11 protein-coding genes are annotated in these 11370 nt (G+C 43.3%); 3 read left to right on the forward strand and 8 right to left on the reverse strand.

Features of this window, described 5'->3' with window-relative positions; genetic code table 11:
* Positions 1-28: 28 nt before the first annotated feature.
* Genes ACI3E5_RS11690 through ACI3E5_RS11700 form a run of 3 tightly spaced genes read right to left on the reverse strand, consistent with a single transcriptional unit; the run spans position 29 to position 3280 of the window.
* Positions 29-1201 (reverse strand): ABC transporter permease, encoded by a 1173-nt coding sequence (locus ACI3E5_RS11690; protein WP_325844971.1) that lies wholly within the window; start codon positions 1199-1201, stop codon positions 29-31.
* Positions 1188-2333: an ABC transporter permease gene (locus ACI3E5_RS11695; RefSeq protein ID WP_325844970.1), complete on the reverse strand. Its 1146-nt coding sequence runs from the start codon at positions 2331-2333 to the stop codon at positions 1188-1190. Before ACI3E5_RS11695 ends, ACI3E5_RS11690 begins: the two co-directional genes overlap by 14 nt.
* Positions 2334-2347: 14 nt before the next feature.
* Positions 2348-3280 (reverse strand): ABC transporter ATP-binding protein, encoded by a 933-nt coding sequence (locus ACI3E5_RS11700; protein WP_498821737.1) that lies wholly within the window; start codon positions 3278-3280, stop codon positions 2348-2350.
* Between the two features lie 86 nt (positions 3281-3366).
* Here ACI3E5_RS11700 and ACI3E5_RS11705 point away from each other — a divergent pair, with 86 nt between their 5' ends.
* Both ACI3E5_RS11705 and ACI3E5_RS11710 read left to right on the forward strand, forming a co-directional pair.
* Complete coding sequence (locus ACI3E5_RS11705) at positions 3367-4476, forward strand: sensor histidine kinase (RefSeq protein WP_370447897.1); 1110 nt, start codon at positions 3367-3369, stop codon at positions 4474-4476.
* Positions 4473-5096, forward strand: coding sequence for a response regulator transcription factor (locus tag ACI3E5_RS11710; RefSeq protein ID WP_005229739.1), 624 nt, complete (start codon positions 4473-4475; stop codon positions 5094-5096). The genes ACI3E5_RS11705 and ACI3E5_RS11710 overlap by 4 nt, the downstream gene beginning before the upstream one ends.
* Before the next feature lie 105 nt (positions 5097-5201).
* Here the strand turns inward: ACI3E5_RS11710 and ACI3E5_RS11715 are convergent, their stop codons facing one another.
* From ACI3E5_RS11715 to ACI3E5_RS11735, 5 genes are all read right to left on the reverse strand, one after another.
* Entirely contained in the window at positions 5202-5429 is a 228-nt protein-coding gene (locus ACI3E5_RS11715; protein WP_005229738.1) for a hypothetical protein, read from the reverse strand.
* Between the two features lie 100 nt (positions 5430-5529).
* Positions 5530-8184, reverse strand: coding sequence for an SF1B family DNA helicase RecD2 (gene recD2 / locus ACI3E5_RS11720; protein WP_325844968.1), 2655 nt, complete (start codon positions 8182-8184; stop codon positions 5530-5532).
* A 20-nt stretch (positions 8185-8204) separates the two neighbouring features.
* Positions 8205-8858 carry a histidine phosphatase family protein gene (locus tag ACI3E5_RS11725; protein ID WP_498821739.1) on the reverse strand — a complete coding sequence of 218 codons (654 nt, stop codon included), beginning with the start codon at positions 8856-8858 and terminating at the stop codon, positions 8205-8207.
* Positions 8859-8875: 17 nt separating this feature from the next.
* Complete coding sequence (gene trmL / locus ACI3E5_RS11730) at positions 8876-9379, reverse strand: tRNA (uridine(34)/cytosine(34)/5-carboxymethylaminomethyluridine(34)-2'-O)-methyltransferase TrmL (protein WP_015509970.1); 504 nt, start codon at positions 9377-9379, stop codon at positions 8876-8878.
* A 353-nt stretch (positions 9380-9732) separates the two neighbouring features.
* Positions 9733-10575, reverse strand: a complete 843-nt coding sequence (locus tag ACI3E5_RS11735; RefSeq protein ID WP_005229724.1) for a methyltransferase domain-containing protein — start codon at positions 10573-10575, stop codon at positions 9733-9735.
* Positions 10576-10677: 102 nt separating this feature from the next.
* Here ACI3E5_RS11735 and ACI3E5_RS11740 point away from each other — a divergent pair, with 102 nt between their 5' ends.
* A complete protein-coding gene (locus tag ACI3E5_RS11740) occupies positions 10678-11319 on the forward strand; it encodes a copper homeostasis protein CutC (protein WP_015509972.1) in 642 nt (213 codons plus the stop codon).
* Positions 11320-11370: the final 51 nt, after the last annotated feature.

Genomic DNA, 11370 nt, shown 5'->3' on the forward strand with positions numbered 1-11370 from the left:
TTGTATCGTTTTTCTATACGTTCGATCATTAATTTTTCGCCGAGTGGTATTGCCAACGACGGCTTCCTTCTCTTCCCAAAATAAATTGGAGCATTGAAAACACGGCAGCAAAAGCGACTAGTACGAAGCCATTGAACCAAAAGGATTCTGTGAACGCTTGATTATAAGTGAGGGTTTCACTGATCAATGTATTGTTTTGTACAAACCAATAGGTTGGCGTAAACGCTGCAATTTTATTGACGATATCTGGCAGGAAATTCGCGGATACAAAGACACCACCGACAAAACAACTTCCTGTTATGAAGATATTGCTGATCCCACCGATTGCTTCTGAGTTTTTCACCAGGGAAGTGACACAAGCTGAAAAGCTGATAACTGGCAATAAAAACAAGAACGTATTCAAAATGTGGTACCAGGCTGCTGTATCCCAAGACGTGCGAATCACTAATAACACCATCAGTAGTAGAAAGCCGAAGGTCAAGAGTAGCGAGTAGCTGATCAAACTTAGAAGGATTTTCCGCTGCAATACACGCTTCGGAAGTGGTGCACTCTGGTTTCGCTTGCTGATTTCTTTGCGATTGAATGCCAAGTTGATCACTCCAAACCCGCTAAATACCGAGAGAAAGAGCCCATAAGACAATAAGTTAAAGGTCATGCCAGTCAACAGTTTTTTCATTCGCTGCCCATACTCTGCACTCAGCTTCACATCCCCTGTGACCGCCAGTGCAGATTGCGCTTGTTCTATCGCCGATCCGACGGTTTTGCCTTCCTCCTGAAACAAAAGGACTGTTTGTAAAAAAGTGTTCACTTGCTGAGTGACGACTGTTTTAGAAAAGGCATCTGGTCGACTTTGAATCTCGATCGTCGGCATCTTGCCTGCCTCAACTTGATGAGTGAAATCTGCTGGCACATGCAAGACGATGTTTACACGATTAAAATAAAGCGCATCATCAATTTCTTTTTGCGAGGTGCCATCCAAAGTGACCAAGGTTTGCTTTTCTTTTAAATAGGCTCGGAGACCATGCACGACAGGCGACTCCTCCTCACTGATCAAAGCAATTTTTGCCTCTTGCAAAGAGGTGTTTTCGACATCGATGCTTTGTGCATAAAAGAATGTGACAACAACAGTGATCAATACCCCAATCAGTAAGTTCGACTTATTTGCTTTAAGCAAAGTCCAAATCGTTTTATAAAGCGTCATAGCGCACCCCTCTTTCGATCCAAGCATTCCCGATGGCAAATAGGACGATAAAGCCAGTCAGCCATAGAAGATTGGTATAAAAGCTAGTCAAATCTGTATAGTAGTACAATTGATACAGGCTTTCACTGATCAAATTGACGAGATTCACTTGCCCCAACAATGGCACATGCAGATCAAGCCAATACTTGATCTGTTCTGAGCCCATCATCCCGGCAAAAAAGCTCATCGCCATCGTCACGGAGACCAAAATACCATCCTTTTGCACCAAGTTCAATTTTGGTGTTAGATTCCCAATCAATGTCCCTAGCAAAATCGCACACAATGATCCTAATGCGGCAACCAGCAGTAACCACTGCCAACGTTGTCCGAAGTCTACTTGATAGACAAAACGAAAGACGGCTAAGATAAGATAGATTTCGACTAACACAATCGTAAAACTTGCCGCTAAATTCGCACTTGAAACCAATGTCCGTTTCCTTGGTATCAAGGAAAGCCGAATACCATTCGCGGACTGATTGGCTTGCTGATCCTGGACATTGCGGACACCCCACATCGTCCCGTAGAGGATCGCCATCCCGATCAACGTAAAGAAATAGAAACTTTTGAAACTCATGTCACGATCAGCATTCACTTCTTGAAAAGTCGCTTCCTGCTCAAAAGCCGATAGAATTGGCGCCAGATCAAGGCTCTCAAGTTCTGTCGCTTTACTAGCAATGATCGCTGTGCGTTGTAAAAATTGATCCATTACGTTTTTCATCAACGACTGGCTCATGCCCGCTTGGCCCACATGCAGAGAAATGGTTTCATCATCAATCAGATAATACCCAGCTAAATCACCAGCAGTCAACTTCTCAGCTGCCTCTGCCTCTTGTAATTCCTCGAGTTCAAATAATGGTTTTTCATTGATTTTTACTTGTTCAAGGACGGTGGAAAAATTTTCCGAAAGCGCTGTTTGATCTCCAGTCTTTACGATCCCCGTTGTGATTGTTTCTAGATTGCCCGCTTGATCGATCTCCCCGAAGGCAGCCATAAACATTAGACCTAAGAGGATAGGAAACGCCAACGTCCAAAACAGCATGGATTTATTTCGCAGCAACACTTTTGTGCGGTATTTATAAAAATGCCAAAACATTGTGATTCCCTCCTTTAGTCTCTCAATTCCTTGCCCGTGATCTCTAAAAAGACATCATTCAAAGTGGCTTCTTTGGTTGCGATTTTTCCATAAGTGATATGCTCTGCTTGTAAGAGCGTCAGAATCGGTAATAAAACTGTATTCAGCTCCGTCGTTGTTACTTCAAGCTGACCGTTTTTATAGGCGATCCCATCAGAAGCAATGGTTTGCTGAATCGTTGTCAATACAGGCTCAGGTAGTAAAGGGATATCGATGGTCAAACGATCCGCTGTCCGTACCATATCTTTTAGAGATTCCTTGGTTCCTTTAGCAATCACCTGTCCTTGATCCATAATCACGATCTGGTCACAAAGAATCTCCACCTCTTCCATGTAATGGGTCGTATAAACAATCGTCGCTCCTTGACGATTCAGTTCTTTGATACTTTCTAAAATTTTGTTCCGACTTTGAGGATCGACCGCTACCGTGGGTTCATCTAAAAAGATCAAGCGCGGCTTATGAGCGATCCCGCAGGCGATATTCAATCGTCGCTTCAACCCACCGCTGAGCTCGCCTGGGTGAAACGTCACAAAATTTTCCAATCCCACTAATTGAATCACTTCTTCGATCAAGGCCTGGCGTTTCTGTTTGTCAGCAACATATAAACCGCAAAAGTAATCGATATTTTCTTGCACACTAAGTTCTTCAAAGACGGCAACATCTTGAGGAACGACGCCAATCATTGCCTTGACGGCATAATTTTCCGGCGTCATGATTGATTCAAACAGTTTAATGGTGCCTTTGTCATAATTTAACAAAGAGAGCATACAGTTGATGGCGGTGGATTTTCCGCTCCCGTTTGGTCCCAATAATCCTAAAACTTCTCCTTCTTGAACTTGCAGATCAAAATGGTTCAATGCCACAAAATCACCATAGCGTTTTACTAATTTATCAATTTCGATAATCATGATGAAAAACTCCTTCCAAATTTCTTGTTAATCTGACTATAATAAAGTTCAAGGAAAGAAACTAGTGACGATTGGCTAAACCAACCATGACATTTGTCACAATGAAGGAGTCTCCTATGACGAACTATCGACCACTCACCGAAGCGGGCTTTTTCCTCGCTATCTCATTGTTCTTATTGGTAAACCAAGGATTTGTCGCTGTGCAAGTCATCTATCTGCTGATCGCTGTTTTATTTACTGGCGTCAGTTATTTGCTGCCTAAGAAACCAAGCTGGTTTTTTCAAGTTATTCTGTTGCTGCTATGTGCCTTTTGGCCAGCGCTTGCCCTCTTTTTGCCCGCAATGATGCGGGTGATCGCTCCAAAAGAAAGACAAGATGATGGTTTATTCCTATTAGGTTTTTTGTTGATTTCGACGGTGGGCAACCATTCACCCACTGAGCTCGCCTTTATCATCCTGCTACTGCTTTTCGCTTTTTATTTACGAAAAAAAGAGCAGCGAATGATCGATCTTGAGAAAAAATATATTGCTTCAAAAGATACCCATTGGGAAAAGCAGCAGCAGTTATCGGAACAAAACAAAGCATTAGCCCTGTCACAAGAGACAAAATTAGCCTTACAAATCGCGGAAGAACGAAATCGAATCGCGCGAGATATCCATGATAATGTCGGCCATCTACTTTCGAGTGCCATTTTACAAATTGGTGCGCTTGAAATGATCAATCAAGAGCCGAAATTAAATGTGCCGTTAGCAAATTTGAGTGCAACGGTTCACACTGGGATGGATCGCATTCGGCAAAGCGTTCATGACCTCCATGAAACCTCGATTTCTTTTCCGCAGGCCATAGAGTTTCTGATTGCTGATTTTCCCTCTTCCGTAACGATTGAAGGAAACTTGTTTGAAGGATTGAGCGAAGCACAGCAAAACTGTTTCTTAATGGTCATCAAAGAAGCCTTGACCAACAGCATCAAACACAGTCATGCCAAAACCGTTGTCGTGCATTTTCGCACGTTGCCCGCCTTTTACCGTTTGCAAATCACCAACGAGGACGTCAATTCACCCCAAACTGCAAACAGCGGAATCGGTCTGAAAACGATGCGTCAACGGGTCCAGGAGCTGCAAGGTCAAGTTCATATTTTGCAAGAAAACCAACGCTTTCAGTTGACGATCATTTTACCAAAGGAGGAACACCAATGATTACTGTAGTCATTATTGATGATGACCCGTTTGTGACGACCTCGTTACAAACCATTCTTGAAAGCACAGAAGAGATTCAGGTGTTGGGTATCGGTCATTGTGCCAAAGACGCCATTGCTCTTTACGAAGCCCATCGTCCTGACGTTTTGTTGACCGACATCCGTATGCCGGAACAAACTGGGATCGCTGCTGCCAAAGAAATACTGGCTAAATTTCCGCAAGCGATCCTCTTGCTTTTGACCACCTTCAAAGATCAAGAATACATTCGTGAAGCCTTTTCTATCGGTGTCAAAGGATATTTGATCAAACAGAACCTGCAAGCGATCATCCCTTCTGTCAAAGCCGCATACAATGGGCAAGTCGTGTTTGGGAATGAGATCGTCGAGACCTTCACGCAAATGATGAAGAACCAACCAGCGATAGATAATCAAGCATCTTTTAGCGAACGTGAACTTGCGATCATCAAAGAAGTAGCAGCGGGTAAAAATAATAAAGAAATCGCCGATGCCTTGTATCTAAGTGATGGAACCATTCGTAATTACATCAGTCAATTACTAGAAAAGCTGGAGTTGCGGGATCGCACGCAATTAGCGATCTATTATTATCAGCATTTACAGTAAACCTCATCGATTGCAAAAAAGCCTGAAGAATGCGAAGCTGCATTCTTCAGGCTTTTTGTTTTCTATTCGATTATCCGACTGTCGTAGTTTTTTTTGGTGGACAAGCTATGGATTTCCAGGACTGCCAGGATTCGTTGGATTATTCGGTGTGTTAGGCGGAAAAATCGGTGCCTTATCTAACGTTTTTTCTAAGCCAGATTCTTCCCGATCGCCTCGTTCTGACTCAGGACTTTCATCCAATTTGAATTCTTTTTCCATCTCATCTAACTTTTTAAAGTCGTTGCCAGATTCTTTTGCTAATTTTGCTAATTTATCTTCGGTTTCTTTCGCCATAACGTAACGCCTCCTTTTGATTTTAGCTTAGCATAAGAAGCTAAAAAACCAAAAGAAAGCGCTCACTAACGACCCTTTTTTAGTATTTTCTCATTTTGAATCAACCATTTTTTGTGGGCATAAAGTCGTATGGAGAACAATCCTTCATGCCAATCATTGGATCCACTAAATGCTTTTTGACCATCGTTAAAGTCAATACACCATCGTTTGGCGTTTCTTCGATGAGTGCTTCTTCCCCCGTGGTCCCTTCACTTAGAACCTTATCCCCTGACAGAGGCTTTGCCGTTTCTGTCTGATTTGATGCTGACGGCTCCGTCTCGGCAAAAGCAAACAAATCAAGCCCACTATCTGAGGTCTTTTCTACCGCTTGCTTGTTAGCAGTAACTTCAGTGCTGGATTGCTCCTTTATCTTCGTCGAAGACGTTTTTACTTTCGTGTCAACAGAGGAATCATCATAAAATGGATCATCCGCTTCTTCAAATTGGGCCAATTTTGCTCGTTGCAACGGCGTCATTTTTTCTGTGCCATTGATGCGTTCTTTCAGCGTCGTTAAACGAGTCGCAGATTCGTGGTTGACACAAGTTTGGTACGCTTGTGGTTCACCAAGTAAAATCAGCATCTCTTTGCTGCGGGTCACAGCAGTATATAGCAAATTGCGCTGCAGCATGCGTTGGTATTGATGAACCATCGGCAAAATGACCATTTGAAATTCACTGCCTTGAGATTTATGGATCGAACAACAGTAGGATAACGTGATCTTGTTCCATTCATTCCGTTTATAGGTCACTTCGTTGGCATCAAATTGAATGACCAGCTCGTCGATCTTGTCTTCCGACTGTTTGGCTAGAGTGATCCCAACGATTTGACCCATATCGCCATTAAACACGTTATCTTCAGGAGAGTTTACCAACTGCAAGACCTTATCGCCGATACGATACACCGTATCATTGAAGGTCACCTCTTTTTTGGTCCCATCATTGGGGTTAAAAATCTCTTGCATCATTTTATTAAGGGCATCGATACCCGCTGCCCCACGATACATCGGTGCCAACACTTGAATATCTTGCGGCGTATAGCCTTTGTCTTTTGCCCGTTTCACGATTTGAGCGATCAACGGTTCGATTTTGTAAGCATCACACGCAAAGAAAGAACGATCTTTTTGGTTTTGTGTAAAATCAGCAGGCAGCTGCCCGTTTTTTATGGCATGGGCGAGTGGAATAATACTTGACCCGTCTCCTTGACGATAGATTTCCGTCAATTCTTGTTTCGGGATCGCATCGATCGCTAGCAAGTCATGAAGGACTTGCCCTGGTCCCACAGAAGGAAGCTGATCTTTATCCCCCACAAAAATCACTTGCATGTTCGTAGGAATCGACTTAAAGAGGGTATTCGCCAGCCATGTATCCACCATAGACATCTCATCGACGATCAGTAAGCCGCCTTCTAATTCTTTTGGACTGATCGATGGCGCTTTTTCACGTCCGTTCAAGCCTAACAAACGATGAATCGTACCACTTGGCAAGCCAGTCGTTTCGTTCATTCGTTTGGCGGCTCGACCAGTCGGTGCTGCCAAGAGAATCGGAAAGGTTTCGTCGCTGTATTTTGATGGCTCTAAGTCCAAATCATTCAATTCAGCAAACAATTGTACGATCCCATTGATCACCGTCGTTTTCCCAGTACCAGGTCCTCCTGTCAAAATAAACAATGGCGAACGAATGGCTTCTTTGATTGCTTCTTCTTGCGAAGACCCATAGGTGATGCCTAAATGCTTCTCAATTTTTCGCAGCGTTTTGCTGATTTTTTTCTCAGGATACACGATCTCTTTTTTGCGGGAAAGCAAGCGTTCGATGGAACTAGCGATTCCCCACTCAGAAAAGTACAAACTGTTTTCATATAAACGAGTTTCTTCTTGCTGGATTTTTCCTTCTTCCACTAATTGAATGATCGTTGATGCCAGGTCGTCTGGCGCGATCTCAATAGGTCGACTCGTCTCTAATAAACGCAGTGTCTGCTCTAACAAGTCCTGGGCGTGGATAAAGGTATTACCCGTCTGCAAGGATTGGGTAAAGATCTGATGCAAGACTGCCGCTCGAAACCGTTGCGGTGACGAAGCTTCGATCCCTAGCTGCTCAGCGATGCCATCTGCGCGTTTAAAGCCAATGCCTTCAATGTCTTCCACCAGCTGGTAGGGATTTTCTTCGATAATTGCTAATGCTTCATTTTTGTAGGCTTGGTAGATTGCAAAAGAAAGCTGACTACCAAAACCATAACGGCTCAAGCCAACGATCACTTGATCCATCCCATGATTTTGCCGAACGGTATCTAAAATCATTTTTTGCTTACTTTCATTCAATCCTGGAATCTGCTCCAACAATGTTGGTTCTTCCAGCATCCGGTCGATCGCTTCTTCTCCTAAAAGATCAACGATTTTTTCAGCGGTCTTCTTGCCGATCCCAGGAAATTTTTCTCCAGAAAGATAGGCGATCAACCCTTGTTCAGAGGTTGGTTGTTCTTGTTGGTAGCTTTCGGCCTTCAACTGGACACCATACTTGGGATGATTGACCAGCTCACCAAAAAACCGATACTTTTCCTCTTCTTGGATTTCGCCGAAACTACCAGTAACGACGATCTCCGAGTCTTTGTAGTCTGCATTATTCTCAGTGACTTTAACTAATAGTACTTTATAAAAATTGCTGGGATTCTGGAAAAAGATGGCGGCAACATGGCCGACAAAAAACGTTCTTTCTGGAATCATGGTGCCGCTCCTTTCATGGTTTACAATAAAGCGTCTAATCCTGCCTGATTGCTTAAAAAGCTTGCTTCATTCCAAACTTTTAGTTCAAAAGGCAATACTTTTTGTTCATTCGTCTCTAATAAGCTAACGCTGTTATTGACTAATCCACCTTGCTCTCTTAATTCGGCTAATGGTTTGCCTGCAAGCCACTGTATAGCAGCCGTAAAGGATGCTCCATGACCGACGAACAATAATGGGCCTTCATGCTGCATCACCGCATCCATGACGACGGTCTCGATTCGGCTCAATGTTTCTTGGATCGGCTCACCTTTAAAGGCACTGGGATCGTAACGATTCAGGTGATTACGCAAATCAGTCAGTTGTTGGGGATACTTCTCATGCATTTCATCGATGGACCGACCTTCCAATTCACCGAGTCCGATTTCTCGCAGGTTCTCATTATAAATGATTTCAACAGGGTGTTGGAGTCTTGCTTGGATCTCTTGAGCAGTCACTTTTGCTCGCAAAGATGTACTTGAGTAAATCTTCTCAAAAGGAATAGCTGCCAGATAATCACCGAGTAATTTGATCTCATCATAACTTTCTGGCAATAACGGCGAATCCCCCAGCATTCCTTGAAAGCGGCGTGCTTGGTTCCACTCTGTTTTTCCGTGACGGGTAAAGTATAATTGCATCGAAAAAGCCTCGCTTCTTAGTCTAATTTGTCGTTCTCGTAATGATGCGTCAATTCCAACTGCGGAAATCCTTGCTGCCGCAAAACTTCATAAATGATCAAGGCCGCCGTATTTGATAAATTAAGGGAACGAACGTGCTCATCATTCATAGGGATCCGCAAGCATTTTTCGGCATGCTCACGCATAAAACTTTCTGGAAGCCCCGTCGTTTCTTTCCCAAAAATGAAGAACTGATCGTCATCTGCGGTGTAATCGACATCAGAATACACGCGATTGGCAAATTTCGAGATCAGGTACAACGGACGCGCTCCTAAAAAGTCCATAAAAGCAGCTAAATCTTTATGATAGGTAATATTGACATCGTGCCAATAATCAAGCCCAGCACGCTTCAATTGCTTGTCATCCGTTGAAAAGCCTAAAGGCTCGATTAAGTGTAAATGAGTATTTGTTGCTGCACACGTCCGTGCAATATTCCCCGTATTGGCTGGGATCTGAGGTTCAAAAAGAACGATGTGATTCATAGATAAAAACTCCTTTCGATCGGTTACTGCCGATCGGTTCTCGCATTGATTTGTGTCGTTAAACGTTACGTTTTCCATTGCATGCTCAGTAACTACTTCAATAACTTCTATAGTACCATATTTTGGCACGCTTGTTTTTCTAGAAACAACATTTTTTGGGCGCTTTTTTGGGCATAAAAAAAACGTACCAACTCGGTGTCGATCACTGCGAGTCGTTACGTTAGTGAAGCTCTTTTCACTAACTTTTATCAGAACAGGAACCTGATAAAAACCAATGAAAAATGACTTGAGAACAATATATCACTCCCATGGCATGATTGCAAGAGTAAATAACAAAAAAGTTCAAAATATTTTCAGGAAATTTTCGCAATCAACACCTCAACATCAACCGTAATCTGTGTCAAAGGGGTTTGTCGCAGCTTTTCTTTGCGTTCCTCCGAAGCCCCCCACTCTAACGGGGACATGGCAAGTAAATCTTGACGATTTTCTTCAGGGATCGCAAAAACATGCGTCACTCTTTGACGGGATGCGTTGGGATAGTGTTCAAAAAATTTGCTAACGACCCGTTCATTCGAATACTGCTGTTTTGTTTCGTTATCAGGATAAAAAGCGGCTCGTAGTTCTTTTAAATAGTCCGCCGCAGGAACCACTTTGATCAGCTGTCCGCCTTTTCTTAGAATGCGGTTAAACTCCCCATAATTTGACGGCGAAAATAGATTGAAAATCGTATCAAAGCTCGCTTCAGCAAACGGCAGGTTGGTCAGATCCGCTACACACCAAAAAGCTGGTACGTTTTGATTGGTTGCTAGATAGACTCCGTCCTTGGCAATATCAAAACCGACAGCCGCCTGAGTCTTTTCATTGACCAGCTGAGCCAGAAAACTGCCTTCTCCGCAGCCAACATCTAAAAGATGCTTAGCATCTCCCAAAGCTGCTTTGATGGTCTCAAGGACTGGTGCATACATGCCGCTAGCGATCATTCGTTGACGCGGCAAAAACAGTGCTTGATCATAATCTGCTTTGACTTGATGATCCAAAAAGAAAAGTGTGCCTTTCTTTGATAAGTCAAATCGATGACGATTTGGACAAACCAAGCCATTTTCGGTCGGGAAAAATGCTTGGCGGCACAATGGACATTCAAACAAGTGATAATGGGCGTTTAAAAATAGGCGCCCGCGATCGATTTTTTTTAACATTCAACTTCCCTCATCTCTGCTCTACTTTAGCATATTCTTGTGGTAGAATGCTAGTGGATAGAATAACAAATCAATTGAACACCCATCAAATGGAGGTAAATCATGTTAAAAGAATTTTGTGCAGAAAACTATACCAATATTCCCTTAGCAATCGCCCGAGGTGCAAAGCGCATCGAACTCTGTGATAATTTAGCAGTCGGCGGAACAACACCAAGTACCGGCGTGCAAGAAGAAGTTCTGCAATATGCTGGCGAAAAAGGAATACCCGTTATGACGATCATTCGACCTCGGGGCGGTGATTTTGTTTACAATGATACAGAATTGAAAATCATGCATACCGACTTGATCGAAGCAAAAAAATTAGGAACAGACGGCGTTGTTCTAGGTTGCTTAACACCTAGCGGCTGGTTGGACGAAGAAGCATTGGAGCTACTGTTAGAAACCGCAGAAGGCTTGCAGGTTACTTTTCACATGGCATTCGACGCGATTCCTGCAGCGCGCCAATTCAAGGCGATCGATTGGTTAGCTGAGCATGGGGTACAGCGGATTTTGACCCATGGTGGTGCTGCAGGCACTCCAATCGAAGCAAATTTCGATCGTCTGAAAGAATTGATCGCCTATGCTGGTGAGCGTTTAACGATTTTACCTGGCGGTGGCATTTCCTTTGAAAATGCCCAAGAAGTTGCCGATACACTAGGTGTAAAAGAAGTTCATGGAACCAGAATCGTTGACCTTAACGATTGAGCTTGAAGGACACAAAGAAATCCCCACAAACGATGCGTTTCTATCGTTTGT

Source organism: Candidatus Enterococcus avicola (assembly GCF_047470845.1).
Taxonomy (GTDB): Bacteria; Bacillota; Bacilli; order Lactobacillales; family Enterococcaceae; genus Enterococcus_D; species Enterococcus_D casseliflavus.